21 protein-coding genes and 1 pseudogene are annotated in these 21,027 nt (G+C 73.1%); 13 read left to right on the top strand and 9 right to left on the bottom strand.

Annotated features, from left to right (window positions below; translation table 11 throughout):
• Positions 1 to 1,202 (top strand): glycoside hydrolase family 10-like protein (locus PV341_RS18560; protein WP_500358409.1); only part of this gene is annotated, 1,202 nt, incomplete at its 5' end.
• An 82-nt stretch (positions 1,203 to 1,284) separates the two neighbouring features.
• Here the strand turns inward: PV341_RS18560 and PV341_RS18555 are convergent.
• The 4 genes from PV341_RS18555 to PV341_RS18540 all read right to left on the bottom strand — a co-directional run bounded on the left by PV341_RS18555 (position 1,285) and on the right by PV341_RS18540 (position 4,809).
• Positions 1,285 to 1,488, bottom strand: coding sequence for a DUF1918 domain-containing protein (locus PV341_RS18555; RefSeq protein ID WP_499510881.1), 204 nt, complete (start codon positions 1,486 to 1,488; stop codon positions 1,285 to 1,287).
• 95 nt (positions 1,489 to 1,583) lie between these two features.
• Positions 1,584 to 2,327 (bottom strand): nucleotidyltransferase domain-containing protein, encoded by a 744-nt coding sequence (locus tag PV341_RS18550; RefSeq protein WP_500358407.1) that lies wholly within the window; start codon positions 2,325 to 2,327, stop codon positions 1,584 to 1,586.
• A gap of 32 nt (positions 2,328 to 2,359) precedes the next feature.
• Positions 2,360 to 3,820 (bottom strand): aldehyde dehydrogenase family protein, encoded by a 1,461-nt coding sequence (locus PV341_RS18545; RefSeq protein ID WP_500358406.1) that lies wholly within the window; start codon positions 3,818 to 3,820, stop codon positions 2,360 to 2,362.
• A gap of 593 nt (positions 3,821 to 4,413) precedes the next feature.
• Positions 4,414 to 4,809 (bottom strand): DUF5997 family protein, encoded by a 396-nt coding sequence (locus tag PV341_RS18540; RefSeq protein WP_500322350.1) that lies wholly within the window; start codon positions 4,807 to 4,809, stop codon positions 4,414 to 4,416.
• Between the two features lie 59 nt (positions 4,810 to 4,868).
• Between PV341_RS18540 and PV341_RS18535 the strand changes: the two genes are divergently transcribed.
• Positions 4,869 to 5,621: a LysR family transcriptional regulator substrate-binding protein gene (locus tag PV341_RS18535; RefSeq protein WP_500358405.1), complete on the top strand. Its 753-nt coding sequence runs from the start codon at positions 4,869 to 4,871 to the stop codon at positions 5,619 to 5,621.
• Between the two features lie 239 nt (positions 5,622 to 5,860).
• Here PV341_RS18535 and PV341_RS18530 read toward each other — a convergent pair.
• Positions 5,861 to 6,076: pseudogene (locus PV341_RS18530) on the bottom strand (hypothetical protein); the annotation flags it as partial.
• Between the two features lie 150 nt (positions 6,077 to 6,226).
• Between PV341_RS18530 and PV341_RS18525 the strand changes: the two are divergent.
• The 7 genes from PV341_RS18525 to PV341_RS18495 all read left to right on the top strand — a co-directional run bounded on the left by PV341_RS18525 (position 6,227) and on the right by PV341_RS18495 (position 12,375).
• Complete coding sequence (locus tag PV341_RS18525) at positions 6,227 to 6,832, top strand: class I SAM-dependent methyltransferase (protein WP_500322352.1); 606 nt, start codon at positions 6,227 to 6,229, stop codon at positions 6,830 to 6,832.
• A 494-nt stretch (positions 6,833 to 7,326) separates the two neighbouring features.
• Positions 7,327 to 8,355: an N-acetyl-gamma-glutamyl-phosphate reductase gene (gene argC, locus PV341_RS18520; protein ID WP_500322353.1), complete on the top strand. Its 1,029-nt coding sequence runs from the start codon at positions 7,327 to 7,329 to the stop codon at positions 8,353 to 8,355.
• Complete coding sequence (locus PV341_RS18515) at positions 8,352 to 8,540, top strand: hypothetical protein (RefSeq protein ID WP_499510867.1); 189 nt, start codon at positions 8,352 to 8,354, stop codon at positions 8,538 to 8,540. The genes argC and PV341_RS18515 overlap by 4 nt, the downstream gene beginning before the upstream one ends.
• Positions 8,537 to 9,688 (top strand): bifunctional glutamate N-acetyltransferase/amino-acid acetyltransferase ArgJ, encoded by a 1,152-nt coding sequence (argJ, locus tag PV341_RS18510; protein WP_500322354.1) that lies wholly within the window; start codon positions 8,537 to 8,539, stop codon positions 9,686 to 9,688. Before PV341_RS18515 ends, argJ begins: the two co-directional genes overlap by 4 nt.
• Positions 9,685 to 10,617: an acetylglutamate kinase gene (gene argB / locus PV341_RS18505; RefSeq protein ID WP_499510865.1), complete on the top strand. Its 933-nt coding sequence runs from the start codon at positions 9,685 to 9,687 to the stop codon at positions 10,615 to 10,617. Before argJ ends, argB begins: the two co-directional genes overlap by 4 nt.
• Positions 10,614 to 11,831, top strand: coding sequence for an acetylornithine transaminase (locus PV341_RS18500; protein ID WP_500322356.1), 1,218 nt, complete (start codon positions 10,614 to 10,616; stop codon positions 11,829 to 11,831). The genes argB and PV341_RS18500 overlap by 4 nt, the downstream gene beginning before the upstream one ends.
• A 7-nt stretch (positions 11,832 to 11,838) precedes the next feature.
• The gene (locus PV341_RS18495; protein ID WP_499510863.1) at positions 11,839 to 12,375 is read left to right on the top strand and encodes an arginine repressor; all 537 of its coding nucleotides are present in this window, start codon (positions 11,839 to 11,841) and stop codon (positions 12,373 to 12,375) included.
• A gap of 19 nt (positions 12,376 to 12,394) precedes the next feature.
• Here PV341_RS18495 and PV341_RS18490 read toward each other — a convergent pair whose 3' ends face one another.
• Genes PV341_RS18490 through PV341_RS18475 form a run of 4 tightly spaced genes read right to left on the bottom strand, consistent with a single transcriptional unit; the run spans position 12,395 to position 15,917 of the window.
• A complete protein-coding gene (locus PV341_RS18490; protein ID WP_500358404.1) occupies positions 12,395 to 13,174 on the bottom strand; it encodes an SDR family oxidoreductase in 780 nt (259 codons plus the stop codon).
• A 34-nt stretch (positions 13,175 to 13,208) separates the two neighbouring features.
• Positions 13,209 to 13,985, bottom strand: coding sequence for an FAD:protein FMN transferase (locus PV341_RS18485; protein ID WP_500358403.1), 777 nt, complete (start codon positions 13,983 to 13,985; stop codon positions 13,209 to 13,211).
• Between the two features lie 2 nt (positions 13,986 to 13,987).
• The gene (locus PV341_RS18480; protein WP_500322360.1) at positions 13,988 to 14,524 is read right to left on the bottom strand and encodes an FMN-binding protein; all 537 of its coding nucleotides are present in this window, start codon (positions 14,522 to 14,524) and stop codon (positions 13,988 to 13,990) included.
• A gap of 7 nt (positions 14,525 to 14,531) precedes the next feature.
• Entirely contained in the window at positions 14,532 to 15,917 is a 1,386-nt protein-coding gene (locus PV341_RS18475; RefSeq protein ID WP_500322362.1) for a ferredoxin reductase family protein, read from the bottom strand.
• 280 nt (positions 15,918 to 16,197) lie between these two features.
• Between PV341_RS18475 and PV341_RS18470 the strand changes: the two genes are divergently transcribed.
• The 4 genes from PV341_RS18470 to PV341_RS18455 all read left to right on the top strand — a co-directional run bounded on the left by PV341_RS18470 (position 16,198) and on the right by PV341_RS18455 (position 21,011).
• Complete coding sequence (locus tag PV341_RS18470; RefSeq protein WP_499510858.1) at positions 16,198 to 17,391, top strand: argininosuccinate synthase; 1,194 nt, start codon at positions 16,198 to 16,200, stop codon at positions 17,389 to 17,391.
• Between the two features lie 90 nt (positions 17,392 to 17,481).
• Positions 17,482 to 18,909, top strand: a complete 1,428-nt coding sequence (argH, locus tag PV341_RS18465) for an argininosuccinate lyase (protein ID WP_500322363.1) — start codon at positions 17,482 to 17,484, stop codon at positions 18,907 to 18,909.
• A 99-nt stretch (positions 18,910 to 19,008) separates the two neighbouring features.
• On the top strand, positions 19,009 to 19,566 hold the full coding sequence (locus PV341_RS18460) for a TetR/AcrR family transcriptional regulator (protein WP_500322364.1): 558 nt from the start codon (positions 19,009 to 19,011) through the stop codon (positions 19,564 to 19,566).
• Positions 19,563 to 21,011: an MFS transporter gene (locus tag PV341_RS18455; RefSeq protein WP_500358401.1), complete on the top strand. Its 1,449-nt coding sequence runs from the start codon at positions 19,563 to 19,565 to the stop codon at positions 21,009 to 21,011. Before PV341_RS18460 ends, PV341_RS18455 begins: the two co-directional genes overlap by 4 nt.
• The last annotated feature ends 16 nt before the right edge of the window (positions 21,012 to 21,027 follow it).

Below are 21,027 nucleotides of genomic sequence, written 5' to 3'. Positions count from 1 at the left end.
TCTCACGGCCCCGGCCGGGGCGGCCGGCGGCGACGGGCCCGGCCGGGGCCGTGACGGGCGGAGCCGGCGCGACGGGGCAGTTCCGCGGCATGTGGCTGGCGACGGTCGCCAACCGCGACTGGCCCTCGGCCCGCGGGCTGTCGGCCCGTCAGCAGCACGACGAACTCGTCGGCTTCCTCGACCTCGCCGTCGAGCGGCGCCTCAACGCGGTCGTCATGCAGGTCCGGCCGACCGCCGACGCGCTGTGGCCATCCCCGTACGAGCCCTGGTCGGAGTTCCTGACCGGTGTCCAGGGGCGGGACCCCGGCTGGGACCCGCTCGGCACGGCCGTGGCGGAGGCGCACGCGCGCGGGCTGGAACTGCACGCCTGGTTCAACCCGTTCCGCGTCGCCACCCACGACGACCCGGAACGGCTCTCCCCGGACCACCCGGCCCGGGTCAACCCCGACTGGCTCGTCGCCTACGGCGGCAAGCTCTACTACAACCCGGGGATCCCCCAGGTGCGGCGCTTCGTGCAGGACGCCATGCTCGATGCCGTCCGCCGCTACCCCGTCGACGGGGTGCACTGGGACGACTACTTCTACCCCTATCCGGTCGCCGGCCGGCACTTCGCCGACGACGACGCCTTCGCCCGGTACGGGGAGGGCTTCGACGACCTCGCGTCCTGGCGGCGCGACAACATCGACCTGCTCGTCAGCGAGACCGCCGCCCGCATCCGGGCGCTCCGCCCCGCCACCCGCTTCGGCGTCAGCCCCTTCGCCGTCTGGCGCAACCGCCGCACGGACCCGCGCGGCTCCGACACCCGCGGCGGGGTCCAGACGTACGACGACCTCTACGCCGACACGCGCGGCTGGGTCCGCAAGGGCTGGATCGACTACATCGTCCCGCAGGTGTACTGGCACATCGGCTTCGACGTCGCCGACTACGCCACGCTCGTGCCCTGGTGGGCCCAGGTCGTCGACGGCACCCGCGTCCAGCTCTACATCGGCGAGGCCCTGTACCGCGCGGGCGCCGCGGGCGAGGCCAAGGCCTGGCAGGACCCGGCCGAACTCTCCCGCCACCTCGAACTGGACCGGAACCATCCCCAGGTGCTCGGCAACGTCTTCTTCTCCGCCAAGGAGGTCGCCGCCGACCCCATCGGCGCGATGTCCCGGGTCGTCGCCGACCACTACACGACGCGGGTCCGCACGCCCCGCCCCTGACCGGGGGCGCGGGAGCCGTCGAGCGGGACCGCGGCCGCATGGTGCGACGGCCGCGGTCCGGCACGATCCGGTGCGGAACGGTTCAGCGGGTCGGGGTCGCGCCCCGCCCGTGCTCCACCGTCGAGTCCGGTCCTGGGGACAGGATGCACTCGTGCCCGTCGTCGTACCGGACGCGGTACGGCGGCTCGCCCTCCTGCCCCATGACCTCGACGATCTCGGCCACCTTGTCGTGCTGGCCGACTACCCGCCCGTGCTGCCTGACCCGGTCACCCTTGTTCGCGTGCATCGGTAGACCTCCTGAGAACTCGGCGGTCCGCAGCCTTGCCCCTCCAGTCTAGGTTCGGGCGTCCGCTCCGCACCCTCTGGAACGCCGCCCGGGGCTCAGTCCGGCCGCAGGCCGAGTTCCGCCAGCATGCGCGGGTCGGGGGTGCGCCGGTAACCCGCCCACAGCGGGCCGCCGCAGGCGTGCAGCACCGCGTCGACCGCCGCGGCGAAGGGCTCGCGCGGGCCGCCGCGGACGAGATCCCGGTAACCGCCGAGCAGGAGCCCCGCGAGCTCGGGCTCGGCCTCGCGCAGCCGGCGCGGCAGCCACTTGCCGCCACCGCGCCAGTGGCCGCGCGTAGCAAGCAGCAGCTCGGCGGCGCGGTCCAGCAGGGCAGCGGCCACGGCGAGGAGTTCCTCCTCGTCCCGGGCGCCGAGGAGGTCGTCGCGCAGGTCGGTGACGGCGTAGCGCCGGTGGTCGCGCTCGGCGTCCGGGACGGCGGGCGGCCCGGCGGCGAGGATGCGCTCCGCCGTGTCGCGCAGCCGGGCGGCGGTGCCGTCGCGGTCGAGCAGGACGACGCCCCGCGCGCACATGAACGCCATCGTGCCGCTGCCGCGGTCGCGGTCCCACCCCATGAAGGCAGGCAGCGACTCGGTGGTGTGCACGAAGAGCTCGACCGGCCAGGAGCCCCAGGTGAACGATTCCGCGTGGCACCCGGCGGGCGGATCGAGGACGACGACCACGTCCAGGTCGGACGTCGCCGTCCCCTCACCGCGGGCCGTGGACCCGCCCAGGAAGCCCGCCAGGGCGTCGGGGAAGCGTTCTGCGAGCAGGGCGCGGGCCGCGCCGACCGGATCGTCCATGGTCGGACCCTACGCCCCGCTCACCACGGGGTTCAGAACGGGTAGTGCGCCTGCTGCGTGGCCAGGGTGACCCAGCGGGTGTTGGAGAACGCCTCCAGGCCCCAGCGGCCGCCGAAGCGGCCGTAGCCGGAGGCCTTGAAGCCGCCGAACGGCGCCTGCGGTTCGTCCGCCACGGACTGGTCGTTGACGTGCACGATGCCGGTGCGCAGCCGGCGGGCGACGGCGAGCCCGTGGGTGCCGTTCTCCGTGATGACGCCCGCGGTCAGACCGTGGTCGGTGTCGTTGGCCAGGGCCACGGCCTCGTCGTCGTCGGCGAAGGAGGCCACGGTGACGACGGGGCCGAAGGCCTCCCCGTAGTAGACCTCCGCGTCCTTGGGCACGTCCCGCAGCACGGTGGCCGGGTGCACCGCGCCGTCCGGCTCACCGCCGCCGGTCAGCACGGTGGCGCCCTTGGCGACCGCGTCCCGCACCAGCTCCGCGACGCGCCGCGCGGAGGCGGAGCTCACCAGCGGGCCGATCACGGTGTGCGGGTGCGAGGGGTCGCCCGAGGGCAGCGTGCCGACCTTGGCGGCGAACTTGGCCGTGAACTCCTCGGCGAGGCTCTCGTGGACGAGGATCCGGTCGCCGGACATGCAGATCTGCCCGGAGTTGAGGAAGACGCCGAAGACGGCGGCGTCGACGGCGTAGTCCACGTCGGCGTCGTCCAGCACGACGATCGCGTTCTTGCCGCCGAGCTCCAGCACGGCGGGCTTGAGGTGGCGCGCGGCATGGGTGCCGATGATCCGCCCGACCTCGGTCGACCCGGTGAAGTTGACGATGCGGACCCTCGGGTCGGCGATGAGGGCCTCGGCGACCTCCGCCGCGTCCTCACGGGCGTTGGTCACCACGTTCAGCACGCCGTCGGGCAGCCCGGCCTCGCGCAGCACGTCCGCGACGAACAGGCCGCAGGCCACCGGGGCGTCCTCGCTCGGCTTCACCACCACCGTGTTGCCCGCCGCCAGCGGCGCGGCGACCGCGCGGACACCCAGGATGACCGGGGCGTTCCACGGAGCGAAGGCGCCCACGACGCCGACCGGCTCGCGCACCGCCATGCCGAGGACGCCCTCCTCCTGCGCGCTGAGCACCTCACCGCGCGGCGCGGTGACGGCGGCGGCCACCTCGCGCAGGATGTTGGCGGCCAGCCCGACGTTGAAGTACGCCCAGGGGCGCGTGCCGCCGGCCTCGTGCGCCATGATCTCGGCGGCCTGCTCGGTGCGGGCCTCCAGCAGGTCGGCCGCGGTCAGGAAGATCTTGCGCCGTGCGAACGGGCTGAGCGCCGCCCACTCCGGGAACGCGGCCTCGGCCGCGTCCACCGCCCGGGTGATGTCCTCCGCACCCCCGGCGGCCACGGTCGCGTACACCTCCCCGGTGAAGGGGCTCACGTCCTCGGCCGTGCGTCCGGAGACGGCCGGGACGTCCTTGCCGCCGATCAGCAGTTCGCGGGTGATGGTCATGGCAGCCCCTGTCTGGCACGCGAACGCCCTCGTTCGCACAGTGAACTATCGTTCATTGAACGTTTGAGCACCGAGTCTGCGACGCGCCCACGGCGCTGTCAACGGACCGGAACGCGCTTTGTGGAGGTGGCGGGAGCCAGCCCGCGCCGGGGTCCGGCCTTCGCTCCGCGAGGCGACGGTGGCCTGCGCCCGGTCCGCCGGAAGGCCGGGACGGCGCTCGGGCCGCGGCTCCCGAAGATCGGTCCTCGGCGCGTCGTGAACCCGCCGTCGGGAGAGACGGCACCTGCGAGGAGGTGGCCGCCGCCCGGCGAGCGCTCACGGCGCGGCGCGCCGGGGAGAGCGCGAAGCGGCGCTGCACCGTGAAGCTGACGGACTCGGGATCATCGGTCGCCCAGGCGATGACGACGAGGGGGAACGGGGCGGGCAAGTAGCCGCGCGCGGGGGCGACCGGCGGCTGCGCCGGTCGGCCGCCTGGCAGACGGCGCGGGTACCCCCAGCGGTGCCCAAGCCGCCGGCGGGTCCGGGTGGCGAGCCGGAACGACGCCGCCCCGCGCGGTGGGCGCGGGGCGGCGTACGGAGGCGAGAGGGGGACGTCAGGCGTCGGCGCCGCCGGCGCGCTCCGCGTCGCGCTCCTTGAGGCGTGCGGCCTCCTTGCGGACCTCGGCCTGGGTGGCGCGCTCCTTCTGCAGCCACTCGGGCTCTTCCTGCTTCAGGGCCTCGATCTGCTCCGTGGTGAGCGCCTCGGTGACCCCGCCGCGGGCGAGGCCGGAGTTGGAGATGCCCAGCTTCGCCGCCACCACCGGGCGCGGGTGCGGGCCGTTGCGGCGCAGCTCCCGGAGCCACTCGGGCGGGTCGGCCTGCAGCGCGTTCAGCTCGTCGCGCGACACGACGCCCTCCCGGAACTCGGCGGGGGTGGCCTCGAGGTACACACCCAGCTTCTTCGCCGCCGTGGCGGGCTTCATGGTCTGGGCGGATTGGTGCGACGTCATGCCTCAAGGATATCGATCGCGGGAGCGGTCCCCGACCGGCGCCGGGGTAGCCTGGCCGGATGACCGGCTCGGAAGCTCCCCCCTCGTTCCGCCTCGCCTACGTCCCGGGCGTGACCCCCGCCAAATGGGTGCGGATCTGGCAGGAACGGCTGCCGGACGTCCCGCTCGAGCTCGTCATGGTCACGGCCGCCGAGGTCCCCGGGATGCTCCGCGGCCTCGACGCGGACGCGGGCTTCGTACGGCTGCCGATCGACCGGACGGACCTCAGCGCCATCCCCCTCTACACGGAGACGACGGTCGTCGTCGTCCCCAAGGACCACCTCGTGGCGGCCGCCGAGGAGGTGTCGCTGGCGGACCTGGCCGACGACGTGGTGTTCCACCCCCTCGACGACACCCTGGACTGGGAGCAACCCCCCGGGCGGCCCGCGATCGAGCGCCCGGCCACGACCGCGGACGCCGTCGAGCTCGTCGCGGCGGGCGTGGGGGTGCTGGTCGTGCCGCAGTCGCTGGCGCGCCTGCACCACCGCCGCGACCTCACCTACCGCACGGTGGTCGACGCCCCGCAGTCGCGGGTGGCCCTGTCGTGGCGCGAGGACACCACGACCGACCGGGTCGAGGACTTCATCGGCATCGTGCGCGGCCGCACCGTCAACAGCACCCGCGGCCGCACCCAGGCCCAGCCGCAGCCGAAGAAGCAGCGCCCCGAGGAGGGGGCGGCGCGCCGCAAGCCGGCGGCGGGCAGGTCGTCCGGCCGTACGTCCGCCAAGACCCCCCGCCCCGCGAAGCGCGGCAAGCCCCGCCGCCGCTCGTAGACGCGGTGAGGGCACGCGGCCGCCACCGGCCGGAGGTCCGGACGCCGACCGGGGTGCCGAGACTCGCCGGACTCCGGGGCGCCCCACCGGCCCCAGGGCGGCTGTGACGACGAACGACAGTTGGCGGATCTGACATCCATCAGCAGTGGCCGCGATGCGACGAGGCCGTTGCCGGTGCCGGGGCCGCCGACCAGCCCCACCCCGAGAGCCAGGTCGGCCCCGTACGGGGTGCGCCGCGGGGATTCTGCGGTCGGCTGGGCGACCACGCTGAACGCGTCCACCAGGTAGGCGGCCCAGGGAGCTGCCGTCTCGTAGATCTCGTAGCGGCCTGGTGAACACTCTCTCAGCGTCTTCTCCAGGTACCGTCCGGACCCAGGGCCGATCTCCAACACCGTGTCCGGGTTGGCAGCGAAGACGCCGAGGGCGCGATGTTCGTCGACGGTGGACTGGGTTGACTTCGCCCAGGTCTTGTCACCTCGGACGCAGGGCCAAGCGCGTGGCGCGCAGGGGTCGGACAGGGTTCGGGCCGGGAACTCGGCGCCGGCTTTCCCTGGCATCCGAGGGCGATGGCAGAGTGATCGTTCCGCTTGACTAGCCTTGCCGTCATGAATCGCTGGGAAGAGCTGACTGGTGGGAGCTCCGGAGAGGACTACGCCGCGCGTCTGGCGGTTGTGGCCGACGGCGGCAAGGACATGCATGGTGAGGCGCGATTCTGCGCCGCGCTCGTGCCCGTGGGAGCGCGGGTGCTGGACGCCGGGTGCGGTACCGGACGGGTCATGATCCGGCTCGCGGAGCTCGGGTACGACTGTGTCGGGGTGGATCTCGATGAGTCCATGCTGGCGGTGGCCCGCAGGGAAGCGCCGGACCTGACGTGGATCCGGGCCGACTTGACCGATTTTGCCCCGGCCGATGTTCATGCCGCTGCGGGCTTCGACCTCGTGGTCGCCGCCGGCAACATTTTCCCGCTTCTCGCCACAGGTACCGAGGCGGCGGCCGTCAGCCGACTGGCCGCGGTGCTGCGCCCGGGGGGTCTGTTCGTCTCCGGATTCGGCTTGGATGAGGCCCACCTGCCGGTGCCGCCAAGCATCACGCTGCCGGAGTACGACACCTATTGCGCTGCGGCGAGCCTCGCCTTCGTCGACCGCTTCGCCACCTGGGACGCCGACCCTTATGAGGGCGGCGGCTACGCGGTCAGCGTCCACCGGCGCTGAAAGATCCCGGAAGCCGTCTTGGTGCAGGCGGTATGGGTCGCGTGTTCTTGGGCCGTTTGCTTGCCGGGCGGGCTGTGGCGCTGAAGGTCGTCCATCCGTACTGAGCGCGCCAGGCGGTCAGTGGCGCTTTCACGGCACCGGTGGTGGTGGCCGGTCCGGAGGGTGACTTGCCGTGGTTGGTGACCGTCTGCGTACCCGGGGCCGAGCCTTACCGAGCGGTCGCGGCGGGCGGTCCTCTGATCCTCACCGCACAGGACACGGTCTGGGGCGAACGCCTGTGGCCGGTGTCCCGCCGACCCGACTTGGCCGCACGAAGCCATACCGGTCGTCTCGGCATGTTCACGTGGTAGTGGCGAGTCCGGAGCGAGGGCCAACTATCGTCCTGAGGGGCCATGCGCAGAGCCTCGTCATAGGCGGCGGGGCCGGAACGGGCCGAAAAGCTTTGCATAAAACTTCCGGGCGCCGTATAGTCATGCCATCGACGAGGAGGGTCCATGGCATTCCGGGCAGCGGTGGCGGGAGCGAGCGGGTACGCGGGCGGGGAGATCCTGCGCCTGTTGCTGAACCACCCCGAGATCGAGATCGGCGCGCTCACCGGGAACACCAACGCCGGGCAGCGCCTCGGCGGCCTGCAGCCGCATCTGCTGCCGCTGGCCGACCGCGTCCTGGAGGCGACCGACGTGGAGGCGCTGGCCGGACACGACGTCGTCTTCCTCGCGCTGCCGCACGGGCAGTCGGCCGCCGTCGCCGAGCAGCTCGGTGACACGGCCCTCGTCGTCGACTGCGGCGCCGACTTCCGGCTCGAGGACGCCGCGGACTGGGAGCGGTTCTACGGCTCCCCGCACGCGGGCACGTGGCCGTATGGCCTTCCGGAGCTGCCGGGTGCGCGCGCCGCGCTGGCGGGCTCCAGGCGCATCGCGGTGCCCGGTTGCTACCCCACCGCGGTCACGCTCGCGCTCTTCCCCGCGTACGCGGCGGGCCTGGTGGAGCCCGAGGCCGTCGTCGTCGCCGCGTCCGGCACCTCCGGTGCGGGCAAGGCCGCCAAGCCGCACCTGCTGGGCAGCGAGGTCATGGGCAACATGACCCCGTACGGCGTCGGCGGTACGCACCGGCACACCCCCGAGATGATCCAGAACCTCTCCGGGGTGGCCGGGGAGCGGGTCTGCGTCTCCTTCACCCCGACGCTGGCGCCGATGCCCCGCGGCATCCTCGCCACCTGCAGCGCCAAGGCCAGGCCCGGCACCACCGCCGACGCCGTACGGGGCGCCTACGAGAAGGCGCTGGCCGACGAACCGTTCGCGCACCTGCTGCCGGAGGGCCAGTGGCCCGCCACCGCCGCCGTGTACGGCTCGAACGCCGCGCTGATCCAGGTCGCGTACGACGAGGCCGCCGGCCGGGTCGTCGTCGTCAGCGCCATCGACAACCTCACCAAGGGGACCGCCGGCGGCGCGGTGCAGAGCATGAACATCGCGCTCGGCCTCCCCGAGGGACTGGGCCTGAGCACCGCGGGGGTCGCACCATGACCCCCCGCCCCGCCGCCCGCGCCCGCCGCGCCGTCGCCGAGCTGCTCACCCGGGCCGCGCCCTGCGGCGCGGGGGCCGACGCGCCCGGCACGGCCCCGGTGACCGGGCCGTACACCGACATCACGGCGAAGGCCGCGCCCCTGCGGTGCGTCGGCCCAGAAGCGGACAAGGAGACGACACAGTGAGCGTCACGGCAGCACAGGGATTCACGGCGGCGGGTATCGCCGCCGGGATCAAGGAGAACGGCAACCCGGACCTCGCCCTCGTGGTGAACAACGGTCCGCGGCTCGCCGCGGCCGGCGTCTTCACCTCCAACCGCGTCAAGGCCGCCCCCGTCCTGTGGTCGGAGCAGGTCCTCAAGGGCGGTCAGGTCTCCGCCGTCGTCCTCAACTCCGGTGGCGCCAACGCCTGTACGGGCCCCCTGGGCTTCCAGGACACCCACGCCACCGCCGAGGCGGTCGCCGACGCCCTCGGGCAGAGCGCGGGGGAGGTCGCCGTCTGCTCCACCGGGCTGATCGGCGTCCGGCTGCCTATGGACAGGCTGCTGCCGGGCGTCGCCAAGGCGGCGGCCGAGCTCTCCGCCCACGGCGGCGAGAAGGCCGCCATCGCCATCAAGACCACCGACACCGTCCACAAGACCGCCGTGTACGAGGGCGAGGGCTGGACGGTCGGCGGCATGGCCAAGGGCGCGGGCATGCTCGCACCGGGCCTGGCCACCATGCTGGTCGTCCTCACCACCGACGCCGACCTGGACTCCGCCGCCCTCGACGGGGCGCTGCGCGCCGCCACCCGCACCACCTTCGACCGGGCCGACTCCGACGGCTGCATGTCGACCAACGACACGGTGCTGCTGCTCGGCTCCGGTGCCTCCGGCGTCACCCCCGCACCGGAGCCGTTCGCCGCCGCCGTCGAGCAGGTCTGCGCCGACCTCGCCCGCCAGCTGATCCGCGACGCCGAAGGCGCCTCCAAGGACATCAAGATCGAGGTCGTCAACGCGGCGACCGAGGACGACGCCGTCGAGGTGGGCCGCTCCATCGCCCGCAACAACCTCCTCAAGTGCGCGATCCACGGCGAGGACCCCAACTGGGGCCGGGTGCTCTCGGCGATCGGCACCACCTCCGCCGCCTTCGAGCCGGACCGCCTCAACGTCGCGATCAACGGCGTGTGGGTCTGCAAGTCCGGCTCCGTCGGCGAGGACCGCGAGCTGGTCGACATGCGCTACCGCGAGGTCCACATCACCGCCGACCTCGCCGCCGGCACCGAGACCGCGACCATCTGGACCAACGACCTGACCGCCGAGTACGTCCACGAGAACAGCGCCTACAGCTCATGAGCGCCCGCAAGCACACGGCCCTGCCCAAGGCGCAGATCCTGATCGAGGCGCTGCCCTGGCTGACCCGGCACCACGGCAAAACGGTCGTCATCAAGTTCGGCGGCAACGCCATGGTCGACGAGGAGCTGAAGGCGGCCTTCGCCCAGGACGTCGTCTTCCTGCGGCACGCCGGCCTCAAGCCGGTCGTGGTGCACGGCGGCGGCCCGCAGATCAGCGCGCAGCTCGACAAGCAGGGCCTGGTCAGCGAGTTCAAGGCGGGGCTGCGGGTCACCACCCCGGAGGCCATGGACGTCGTCCGCATGGTGCTCGCCGGGCAGGTGCAGCGCGAGCTGGTCAACCTGCTCAACCAGCACGGCCCGCTCGCCGTCGGCCTGACCGGTGAGGACGCCCACACCATCAGCGCGACCCGGCACCGCCCGATGATCGACGGCGAGGCCGTCGACATCGGCCGGGTCGGGCAGATCACCGAGATCGACACCGGTGCCATCCGGGCCCTGCTGGACGACGGCCGCATCCCGGTCGTCTCCTCCATCGCCCGCAGCGCCGACGACGGCCACATCTACAACGTCAACGCCGACACCGCCGCGGCGGCGCTCGCGGCCGCGCTCGGCGCGGAGACCCTGATGGTCCTCACGGACGTCGAGGGCCTGTACGAGGACTGGCCGAACAGCGACGAGGTGATCAGCCGGCTCACCGCGAGCGAGCTGGAGAAACTGCTGCCCGAGCTGTCCAGCGGCATGGTGCCCAAGATGGAGGGGTGCCTGCACGCGGTGCGCAACGGCGTCCACACCGCCCGGGTCATCGACGGGCGGGTCCAGCACTCGATCCTGCTGGAGATCTTCACCGACGAGGGAATCGGCACGATGGTGGTACCCGACGGCGTCGACACGGCGGGCGGCACATCGCGGAACGAAGGGGAACGGGCATGACCGGGACCGGCGACCAGGGGAACGAGGCGCTCACACGGCGCTGGCAGGGCTCCCTGATGGACAACTACGGCACCCCGCGGCTGCCCCTGGTCCGCGGCGAGGGCGCCCGGTACTGGGACGCCGACGGCAACGAGTACCTGGACTTCCTCGGCGGCATCGCGGTCAACGCCCTCGGCACCGCCCACCCCGCCGTCGTCCGCGCGGTCTCCGAGCAGATCGCGACCCTCGGCCACGTCTCGAACTTCTTCATCGCCGAGCCCACGGTCGCCCTCGCCGAGCGGCTGCTCCAGCTGTCCGGCCGGCCCGGCCGTGTGCTGTTCTGCAACTCCGGCGCCGAGGCCAACGAAGCCGCCTTCAAGATCGGCCGGCTGACGGGCCGTACGCACATGGTGGCCACCGACGGCGGCTTCCACGGCCGCACCATGGGCGCGCTCGCGCTCACCGGGCAGCCGGGGAAGCAGGAGTCCTTCCGCCCCCTGCCCGGTGACGTCACCCATGTGCCCTACGGCGACGCCGACGCGCTGCGCGCCGCCGTCACCGAGCGGACCGCGCTGGTGATGCTCGAGCCCGTCCAGGGCGAGAACGGCGTCATCGTGCCCCCGGCCGGATACCTGGCCGCCGCCCGGGAGATCACCCGCGCCACCGGCACCCTGCTCGTCATGGACGAGGTGCAGACCGGCATCGGCCGCACCGGCCACTGGTTCGAGCACCAGGCGCAGGGCGTCGAGCCGGACGTCGTCACCCTCGCCAAGGCGCTCGGCGGCGGCCTGCCCATCGGCGCCACGCTCGCCTTCGGCCCCGCGGCCGAGCTGCTGACTCCCGGTCAGCACGGCACCACCTTCGGCGGCAACCCGGTGGCCTGCGCCGCGGCGCTGGCCGTCCTGGACACCATCGCCCAGGAGGGCGTGCTGGACAACGTCAAGCGCCAGGGCGAGAAACTGCGCCAGGGCGTCGAGGCGCTGGACCACCCTCTGGTCGATCACGTGCGCGGTGCGGGCCTCCTGCTGGGTATCGTGCTCACCGAGCCGCTCTCCGCGCAGGTGCAGAAGGCGGCTCAGGACGCCGGACTCCTGGTGAACGCCGCCGTACCCGACACGGTGCGGCTCGCCCCGCCGCTGATCCTCGGTGACGCCGAGGTGGACGCGTTCCTGGGGGCGCTGCCGGGTGTCCTCGACGCCGTACATGCCGCAGAGGGACACCGATCCGGAGAATGACACGACGATGAGCGAGGCGCAGCAGCAGGCCGGCGGGGGAGCCGCCGCCGTACCGCAGACCCGGATGGCACGCCACCGGCGGATCGTCGACATCCTCAACCGGCTGCCGGTGCGGTCCCAGAGCCAGCTCGCCAAGCTGCTCTCCGACGACGGGCTGAGCGTCACCCAGGCGACGCTCTCCCGTGACCTCGACGAACTGGGCGCGGTGAAGATCCGCACCAACAACGGCGAACTCATCTACGCCGTGCCCAGCGAGGGCGGTTTCCGCACCCCCATGGCGCCGCTCGGGGAGTCGGTGAAGGAGGAGCGGATGAGCCGCCTCGCCGGAGAACTGCTGATCTCCGCGGAGGCCTCGGCCAACCTCGTCGTCGTCCGCACCCCGCCCGGCGCGGCGCAGTTCTTCGCCTCCGCGATCGACCAGGCCGAGGTGTACGACATCCTCGGCACGATCGCGGGCGACGACACGGTCATGCTGATCAGCCGCGACCCGGCCGGCGGGCAGGCGGTCGCCGACCACCTGCTGCGCCTGGCCGCGGGCGGTTAGGACCGGGCCCCGGGCCCGGTCAGACGACGGGGCTCAGGCCCCCGTCGAAGTTGATGCCGGTGCCGGTGACGTAGCCGGCCCGGCCGGACAGCAGGAAGGCCACCAGGTCCGCGAACTCCTCGGCGCGGCCCACCCGGCCCAGGGGGATGCCGGACTCGCGGCCCATCGTGGCGTACAGCTCCTCGACGGTGATCCCGCGCTCCTCGGCCTGCCGGGTCCACTGGCCGCTCTCGACCAGGCCGACGAGCACGGCGTTGACCCGGATGTTGTCGGGCCCGAGCTCCTTGGACAGCGCCTTGGTCAGCGCGAGGCCGGCCGCGCGGGAGACCGAGGTCGGGGTGCTGCCCGCGCCGGGGGACTTGGCGGAGACGGCGAGGGTGTTGACGACGCTGCCGCCCCCCGCGGCGCGCAGGTGGGGGAGTGCCAGCCGGGTCAGCCGCACCGCGGCGTGCAGCTTCAGCTGCAGGTCCTCCTCCCACACCGAGTCGTCCTGGCGCTCGAAGAAGCCGGCCGCGCTGCGCCCGGCGTTGTTGACCACGGCGTCGATCCGTCCCCAGCGCCCGTCGGCGGCGGCGACGAAGCGCTCGAGGTCCTCGGGGCGGGTGACGTCGGCCGGCACGCCCAGTACGTCGGCGCCGGTGGCGCCCAGTTCCTTCACCACGTGCTCGATGCGCTCGGGGTCACGTCCGCACAGCGCCACCTTGGCGCCCTCGGCGGTCAGCCGCCGGACAAGGGCCGCGCCGAGTCCGTCGGACCCTCCGGTGACCAGCACGACCTTGCCGTTCAGTTGCAGATCCATGTGACGCATTCTTGCCACCTGGAACAGCTGATCGTCAAGCGCTCAACTTGGCGACGAAACGCCCGAATCCCGAGGTGTGCCAGGTCGTGCCGTCGGGGTCGACGGCGAAGGCCTCCACATCGGGGAGTCCTTCCAGCCACTCCCGGGCCCGGCCGCCCATGGCGTAGCCGGCCGTCGCCCAGGTGTCCGCCTCGGTGAGGGACGCGCACACCACGGTGAGCGACGCGAGTCCCCCGGCGGGCGGCGCACCCGTGTGCGGGTCGAGGATGTGGCAGCCGCGTTCGGCGGGACCGGAGGTGGCGACGGCCAGCTCGCCGTCCGCCTCGACGACGGTGGCCAGCCCCCCGGGCCGCAGCGGATCGGCGATGCCGACCCGCCAGGGGCCGCCGGTCAGCTGGACGTCGCCGCCGCCGTTGAGGCAGACCTTCCCGGCGCCCGCCGCCGCGATCGTCCTGGCGGCCCGCTCGACCGCCCAGCCCTTGACCAGGCCGGTGGGGTCGAGCGCGGTGCCGGGGCCCGCGTAGCGCGGGGTGAACCAGCCGTCGGTGCGGCGCTCGGCGTCCTCGCACAGCCCCAGGACCTCGCGCACCTCGCGTGAGCACTGCGCGAGGGCGAGTTCACCACGGCCCAGCCGGCTGATCTCGCTGTCGGCCCGGAAGGTGGAGAACACCGCGTCGACCTGGTGCAGGCCCGCCACCGCCTCGTCCAGGGCCGCCCGGACGCGCGGCTCGCGGGCACCGCGCACGTCGAAGGAGAACACCGTCCCCATGCAGTGCTCCACGTGCCGCAGGCGCGGGGGGTTGTCGGACATCGTCAGGCACCGGCCTTGTCCAGGGCGCTCTGCAGCGACTTGCGGTAGCCCTCGCTGGTGAAGGAGGCACCGGAGACGGTGTCGATCTGCGCGCTCTGGGCGGTGACCGCGGCCCGGTCGAGCTGCGGGACGGCGCTGGCGGTGAGCTGGTCGCTGGTGGGGGTGCCCGCGGGCGCCTGGACGGCCGCGGCCGAGACGATCCGCCCCCCGTCGACCGTGATCTTGACCTGGACGGGGCCGTAGCTGGTCTGCGCGACGTCCCCGGTGACGGTCTTCCGCGCGGGCGCGCCACCCTGCTTCCCCGGGGCCCGCGCCCCGCCGGTGCCGCGTCCGTCCGCCGGGGCCGAGGCCACCGGCACCGACGGGTCCGGGCCGGCGGGCGAGGGGGCCGCGGAGACCGGCGGCACCTGCTGTGCCGGGGCCCCGGCCTGCGAGGTGAAGGGCGCCGTCGTCGGCTTCAGGGCGAGCAGCAGCACGACCCCGGAGACGGTCGTCACGCTGCTCAGGAGGATCCGGCGCAGCGGGTGCTTCTTCTTCACTCGGACCTCACATCTCGAAGGACTCGTGGTGGATACGGCGTTCGGGCACTCCCGCCTCGCGCAGCGCGGAGTACGACTCCTCGGCCAGCCCCGGGGGGCCGCACAGGTACACGTCGTGCCGGTCGATGTCCGGCAGCATCCGCCGCAGTCCCTGCGCGGTGATCTCCGGGCGGGCGCCGCCGGGTCCGTTCACCGCGTACACCAGGCGTGCGCCGCGTTCGGCGGCGATCTCCTCCAGCTCAGCCCACAGCGCGAGGTCCTGCCTGCTGCGGGCCCGGTACAGCAGCGTGAGGTCGCCGGGCGCGGCCGGCAGCGTCTCGAACAGCGCCCGCAGCGGGGTGATCCCGGCGCCGCCCGCCAGCAGCAGCACCTTGCCGCCGCGGCGGCGGGCGGCCGTCATGGCGCCGTAGGGGCCCTCGGCCCACACCCGTGTGCCGGGTTCGAGCGAGGCCAGCGCGGAGCTGTGGCCGCCCACCGCCTTGACGGTGATCCGCAGCAGGTCGGGCCGGGGCGGCGCCGACAGCGAGTACGGGTTGGCGCTCCAGCGCAGCCCCGGGGCGAGGAAGCGCCAGCGGAAGAACTGGCCGGGCTCCGCGCCCAGGCGGTGCAGCCTGCGTCCCGTGATCAGCACCGAGACCACGCCCGGCGCCTCCTCGACGGTCTCCGCGACCCGCATGCGGTGCCTCATGTTGAGCCGGACCGGCACCAGCACCCGGTACCAGAGGACCAGCCCCGTCACCGAGCCGTACAGCGCGTACCAGATGCCGCGCGCGGTGGCGCTGCCGGCGAACTCGGCACCGGTGGCCAATTGGTGCCAGAAGGTCAGGTAGACCGCTGCGTAGGTCAGCAGGTGGACGTAGTACCAGGTCTCGTAGCGCAGCCGGCGGCGCAGGACGCCCGCCGAGACGAAGCCGATGACCAGCAGCAGCACGGTGCCGGCCGTCGCCTCGATCATGCGCGGGTAGTCCAGGACCACGGAGACCGACTGCTGTACGAGCGGCTGCCCGGACTGCTCGGAGTAACCCCACAGGATGAGCGCGACGTGGACGACGACCAGGCAGACGGCGTACCGGCCGCTCATCGCGTGCCAGCGGGCTACCCGGTCGCTGCCCACGCGCCGCTCCAGCGCGGGGACGCGCGCCATCTGCAGGACGACCAGGGCGATGGCGTAGCCGCCGAGCAGGCCGGTGATCCGGCCCGCCGCGGTGAGCCAGCCGGCCGTGGTCGGCTGGATGTAGGGGGTGTTGCCCCACCACAGCCACACGACCCCGGCGGCGCCCGCCCAGGCCAGCAGGAGCAGCGGGATCGCGGGGGAACGGCGGGGCCGGATCCGGCGCATGGCCTGCCGCCTGCCCGCCCTGCTGTTGTGGATCATCGTGGTCGTGGCCGCCATGCGCATGGGTACGCACGGCTCCGCGCCCCTGCTCAAAGCCCGGTTTCCCACCACGCGCCGTACCGCGATGTGGTATTGCGTGCGCTCCGCGGGGCGGCCGGGTGCGGGCGGCCCGATCGTCCGGGGCGCGGCTGCCGCGGGGAGCGGCCGACCCGCCTGTGAGCTGCCACGACACGGCCGATTGACGAATCATGCGGGGGAGTGCATACTTATACCCAACAGCGTATGCACCACCATCGCCGCCATACGCACCGGACCTCGCGCACCAAAGGAGAGACCCGTGACCGAGCGCGTCGTACTCGCCTACTCGGGCGGACTGGACACCTCCGTCGCCATCGGATGGATCGCCGAGGAGACCGGCGCCGAGGTCATCGCCGTGGCCGTGGACGTCGGCCAGGGCGGCGAGGACCTGGACGTCATCCGCAAGCGGGCGCTCGCCTGCGGCGCGGTGGAGGCCGAGGTCGCCGACGCCAAGGACGAGTTCGCCGACGAGTACTGCCTCCCGGCGATCAAGGCCAACGCCCTCTACATGGACCGCTACCCGCTGGTCTCCGCGCTCTCCCGGCCGACCATCGTCAAGCACCTGGTGGCCGCCGCCAAGAAGCACGGCGCCTCGATCGTCGCCCACGGCTGCACCGGCAAGGGCAACGACCAGGTCCGCTTCGAGGCCGGCATCTCCTCCCTCGCCCCCGAGCTGACCTGCATCGCGCCGGTCCGCGACTACGCGATGACCCGGGACAAGGCGATCGCGTTCTGCGAGGAGAAGAACCTCCCCATCGCCACCACCAAGAAGTCCCCCTACTCGATCGACCAGAACGTCTTCGGACGCGCCGTCGAGACCGGCTTCCTCGAAGACATCTGGAACGCCCCGATCGAGGACGTCTACGAGTACACCCAGAACCCGGCCGGCCCCCGCGAGGCCGACGAGGTGGTCATCACCTTCAAGCAGGGCGTCCCGGTCGCGATCGACGGCAAGCCGGTCACCGTCCTGCAGGCCATCCAGCAGCTCAACGAGCGCGCCGGCGCCCAGGGCGTCGGCCGGATCGACATGGTCGAGGACCGCCTGGTCGGCATCAAGTCCCGCGAGGTGTACGAGGCTCCGGGCGCGATCGCCCTGATCACCGCCCACCAGGAGCTGGAGAACGTCACCGTCGAGCGCGAACTCGCCCGCTACAAGCGGCAGGTCGAGCAGCGCTGGGGCGAGCTGGTCTACGACGGCCTGTGGTTCTCCCCGCTCAAGCGGGCCCTGGACGGCTTCATCGACGAGGCCAACCAGCACGTCACCGGCGACATCCGGATGACCCTGCACGGCGGCCGCGCCGTCGTCACCGGCCGGAAGTCCGACCAGTCCCTGTACGACTTCAACCTGGCGACCTATGACACCGGCGACACGTTCGACCAGTCGCTCTCGAAGGGCTTCATCGAGATCTTCGGCATGTCGTCGAAGATCGCGGCCAAGCGCGACCTTGCGTAGTCAGTAGCCTCGACCACGGCAGCCCGCCTCCCCGCCCCTGCCGGCGGGGAGGCGGCCGCACATCCACCCCCGAGGGAAGCGAGCAGACCAGTGAGCACCAACAGCGGCGACGTCCGGCTCTGGGGCGGCCGTTTCGCCGACGGTCCCGCGGAGGCGCTGGCCAAGCTCTCCGCGTCCGTCCACTTCGACTGGCGGCTCGCGCCGTACGACATCGCCGGCTCCCGCGCCCACGCGCGCGTGCTGCACAAGGCGGGCCTGCTGAGCGACGTCGAGCTGACCCGCATGCTCGCCGGCCTCGACCAGTTGGAGTCCGACGTCGCCGACGGCTCCTTCACCGGGACCATCGCCGACGAGGACGTCCACACCGCCCTGGAGCGCGGCCTGCTGGAGCGGCTCGGCCCCGACCTCGGGGGCAAGCTGCGAGCCGGCCGGTCCCGCAACGACCAGGTCGCCACGCTCTTCCGGATGTATTTGCGCGACCACGCCCGGATCATCGGCGGCCTGATCGCCGAGCTGCAGCACGCCCTGGTCCGGCTCGCCGAGACGCACTTCGACGTCGCCATGCCCGGCCGCACCCACCTGCAGCACGCCCAGCCGGTGCTCTTCGCCCACCATGTGCTCGCCCACGTCCAGGCGCTGTCCCGGGACGCCGAGCGGCTGCGCCAGTGGGACGAGCGCACGGCGGTGTCCCCGTACGGTTCCGGCGCGCTGGCCGGTTCCTCGCTCGGGCTGGACCCGGAGGCGGTCGCCAGGGACCTCGGCTTCGAGCACGGCTCGGTGGCCAACTCCATCGACGGCACGGCCTCGCGCGACTTCGTCGCCGAGTTCGCCTTCATCACCGCCATGATCGGCGTCGACCTCTCGCGGATCGCGGAGGAGGTCATCATCTGGAACACGAAGGAGTTCTCCTTCGTCACCCTCCACGACGCCTTCTCCACCGGCTCGTCGATCATGCCGCAGAAGAAGAACCCGGACATCGCGGAACTCGCCCGCGGCAAGTCCGGGCGGCTCATCGGCAACCTGACCGGCCTGCTCGCCACGCTGAAGGCGCTGCCCCTGGCGTACAACCGCGACCTGCAGGAGGACAAGGAACCGGTCTTCGACTCCTGCGACACCCTCGAGGTCCTGCTGCCCGCCTTCACGGGCATGATGGCCACGCTCACCGTCAACCGGGAGCGCATGGAGGAGCTCGCCCCGGCCGGCTTCTCGCTCGCCACGGACATCGCCGAGTGGCTGGTGAAGCGGGGCGTGCCCTTCCGTGTCGCGCACGAGGTCGCGGGGGAGTGCGTCAAGGTCTGCGAGGCCGAGGGCATCGAGCTGGACCAGCTGACCGACGAGCAGTTCGCCAAGATCTCCCCGCACCTCGCTCCCGAGGTGCGCACCGTGCTGAACGTGCCCGGCGCGCTGGCCGCCCGCGACGGTCGCGGCGGGACCGCTCCGTCGGCGGTGGTGGTCCAGCTCGCCGAGGTCAAGCGGGACCTCGCCGTCCAGTTGGCGTGGGCGCAGGCCAAGGGCTGATCCCGCGAGCAGGGAGCCCGGCCGGGTCCGTCCACCCGGCCGGGCTTCTTCGTCGTCGCGCGTGAGACACTGATGTCTCATATGGGTTAGCCTTGTCTCATGAGCTTCGATCGTGAGCAGGTCCTGCGGGACGCGGCCGACCTGCTGTCGCGGCGTGCCACCGCCTCCATGGACGAGATCGCCAAGGCCGCCGGCATCAGCCGGGCCACGCTCCACCGGCACTTCCCCGGCCGGGACGCGCTGGTGCGGGCCCTCGGCCTGCTCGGCATCGCGCAGACCGAGGAGCGCCTGGACGCGGCGCGCATCGAGGAGGGCGACCCCGTCGAGGCCGTCCGCCGGCTCATCAGCGAGGCCGTGCCCGTCTCCGGTTTCCTGGCCTTCCTCTACGGCGAGAACCAGATCTACGACGTCGCCGAGATCAACGAGGGCTGGGCGCGCATCGACGCCCGGGTCGCCGCCCTCTTCCGGCGCGGCCAGGAAGACGGCGCGTTCCGCTACGACCTGACCCCCGCCTGGCTCGTCGAGGCGCTGTACGCGCTCATCGCCGCTTCGGCCTGGTCCGTCCAGGACGGCCGCATGGCCCGCCTCGACCCCGCCCGCATGGTCACCGAACTGCTGCTCGGCGGCATGCTGCGCGACCCCCGGAGCGGGTCGTGACCACCGCCGCACCCGTCACCACCCCGCGCCACGACGACCGCGGCCACCCGGGGCGCTGGCTCGCCCTCTGCGTCCTCACCCTCGCGCTGCTGCTCATCGCCGTCGACGCCACCGTGCTCGGCCTGGCCGTGCCCTTCCTCAGCGCGGACCTGCGGCCCACCTCCACCCAACTGCTGTGGATCGGCGACGTCTACTCCTTCGTCATCGCCGGCCTGCTCGTCTCCATGGGCGGCCTCGGCGACCGCGTCGGACGCAAGCGGCTGCTGCTCACCGGCACCGCCGCCTTCGGCGCGCTCTCCGTGCTCGCCGCGTACGCCACCACCCCCGGCATGCTCATCACCGCCCGCGCCCTCATGGGCGTCGCGGGCGCCACCCTCATGCCGTCCACGCTCGCACTGATCCGCACCCTCTTCCCCGACCCGCGCGAGCGGAGCTTCGCCATCGGCGTCTGGGGCGCCGTCTCGACCGCGGGCGCCGCCCTCGGCCCGGTCGCCGGCGGGATCCTCCTCGAGCACTTCTGGTGGGGCTCGGTCTTCCTCATCAACCTGCCCGTCATGGCCCTGCTGCTCGTCGTGGGCGCCCGGTTGCTGCCCGAGTCCCGCGACCCGGCGCCCGGCCCGTGGGACCCGGCCAGCGTCCTGCTCTCGCTGCTGGGCATGTTCGGCGTCGTCTACTGCGTCAAGCAGCTCGCCGTGCACGGACCCGGACCCGGCGCGGCCGGTGCCGGCGTCCTCGGCGCGGCCTGCCTGTACACCTTCGTCCGCAGGCAACTCGCCCTGTCCAAGCCGCTGCTGGACATGCGTCTGTTCCGGCACCTGGGCTTCTCCGGCGCGGTGCTGGCGGACCTGCTCACCGTGCTCGGGCTCGCCGGGAGCGTCTTCTTCCTCTCCCAGTTCCTCCAGCTCGTCCAGGGCCGCTCCCCGCTCCAGGCGGGACTGTGCGAACTCCCGGCGACCCTCGGCGCCGCCGCCACCGGGCTCGTCGCGGGCGCCGTCGCGCGCCGCTGGTCGGTCCGGGTCGCCGTCACGGGCGGCCTCGGCGCCACCGGACTCGCCCTGACCGCCCTCCTGGCCCTGCGCCCCGGCACGGGCTACCTCTTCCTCGGCGCGGCCCTGCTGGTCGTCGGCGCCGGAGCCGGGCTGTCGTTCACCGTCACGGCCGACGTCATCCTCTCCAGCGTCCCGCCGCAGCAGGCCGGTGCCGCCTCCGGCGTCTCCGAGACCGCGTACGAACTCGGCGCCGCCCTTGGCATCGCCCTCCTGGGCTCCGTGGTCACCGGCATCTCCGGCGGCCCGGCCTCGGCCGACCCCGCCGCCTTCACCGACGGCCTGCGCGCCGCCTCCGCCGCCGGGGGCGCCGTCCTGCTGCTGGCGGCCACCGCCGCCTGGCGCCTGCTGCGCGGCCAGCGGCTCGCGGACGGCCGGGTCACCCCGGTGGGCCGCTGACGGGCTGACGGCCTGA

The sequence above is a fragment of the Streptomyces sp. PA03-1a genome, assembly GCF_033792805.1.
GTDB lineage: Bacteria > Actinomycetota > Actinomycetes > Streptomycetales > Streptomycetaceae > Actinacidiphila.
This window is presented reverse-complemented; position numbering and strand designations above follow the sequence as displayed.

Bases quoted from the DNA above. Each gene is read 5' to 3' on its own strand.
- PV341_RS18555 (WP_499510881.1), bottom strand. From the start codon at position 1,488: ATGCACGCGAACAAGGGTGACCGGGTCAGGCAGCACGGGCGGGTAGTC.
- PV341_RS18460 (WP_500322364.1), top strand. From the start codon at position 19,009: ATGAGCTTCGATCGTGAGCAGGTCCTGCGGGACGCGGCCGACCTGCTG.
- argC (WP_500322353.1), top strand. From the start codon at position 7,327: ATGGCATTCCGGGCAGCGGTGGCGGGAGCGAGCGGGTACGCGGGCGGG.
- PV341_RS18535 (WP_500358405.1), top strand. From the start codon at position 4,869: ATGACCGGCTCGGAAGCTCCCCCCTCGTTCCGCCTCGCCTACGTCCCG.
- PV341_RS18540 (WP_500322350.1), bottom strand. From the start codon at position 4,809: ATGACGTCGCACCAATCCGCCCAGACCATGAAGCCCGCCACGGCGGCG.
- PV341_RS18475 (WP_500322362.1), bottom strand. From the start codon at position 15,917: ATGGCGGCCACGACCACGATGATCCACAACAGCAGGGCGGGCAGGCGG.
- PV341_RS18525 (WP_500322352.1), top strand. From the start codon at position 6,227: ATGAATCGCTGGGAAGAGCTGACTGGTGGGAGCTCCGGAGAGGACTAC.
- PV341_RS18545 (WP_500358406.1), bottom strand. From the start codon at position 3,820: ATGACCATCACCCGCGAACTGCTGATCGGCGGCAAGGACGTCCCGGCC.
- PV341_RS18490 (WP_500358404.1), bottom strand. From the start codon at position 13,174: ATGGATCTGCAACTGAACGGCAAGGTCGTGCTGGTCACCGGAGGGTCC.
- PV341_RS18550 (WP_500358407.1), bottom strand. From the start codon at position 2,327: ATGGACGATCCGGTCGGCGCGGCCCGCGCCCTGCTCGCAGAACGCTTC.
- PV341_RS18485 (WP_500358403.1), bottom strand. From the start codon at position 13,985: ATGTCCGACAACCCCCCGCGCCTGCGGCACGTGGAGCACTGCATGGGG.
- PV341_RS18515 (WP_499510867.1), top strand. From the start codon at position 8,352: ATGACCCCCCGCCCCGCCGCCCGCGCCCGCCGCGCCGTCGCCGAGCTG.
- PV341_RS18500 (WP_500322356.1), top strand. From the start codon at position 10,614: ATGACCGGGACCGGCGACCAGGGGAACGAGGCGCTCACACGGCGCTGG.
- argB (WP_499510865.1), top strand. From the start codon at position 9,685: ATGAGCGCCCGCAAGCACACGGCCCTGCCCAAGGCGCAGATCCTGATC.
- PV341_RS18495 (WP_499510863.1), top strand. From the start codon at position 11,839: ATGAGCGAGGCGCAGCAGCAGGCCGGCGGGGGAGCCGCCGCCGTACCG.